Annotated in this window: 1 protein-coding gene; it reads right to left on the reverse strand. The window is 31.4% G+C overall.

Going from position 1 to position 274, the window contains the following annotated elements:
* A partial coding sequence (locus SB822_RS56970) for a hypothetical protein (RefSeq protein ID WP_410859089.1) occupies positions 1–274 on the reverse strand: 274 nt, incomplete at both ends.

Below are 274 nucleotides of genomic sequence, written 5' to 3' on the forward strand. Positions count from 1 at the left end.
TGTCAATTACATAGTATTCTGTACGGTTCAAGAAAGTTGCTTTGACTAGGTACCATTCATTGATTAGCTTAGTAACGTGATTTGTTTTAATTTCATCACCATATCTTGCTTTAAGAGGTATGCTAAAAGTTAAGTCGTTAATGGCAGCATGATTTAAGTTTACCGAAGCATTAGAGAAATCCACTATATTAGCTATTTTCTTTTTATTCGTTTTACACAATTCCAGCTTAAGCTTACCTGGTTTAAAAGTAAATTCTCCTAAATTCAAATGAAG

Source organism: Paraburkholderia sp. SIMBA_054 (assembly GCF_046534875.1).
Classification (GTDB): Bacteria; Pseudomonadota; Gammaproteobacteria; order Burkholderiales; family Burkholderiaceae; genus Paraburkholderia; species Paraburkholderia hospita.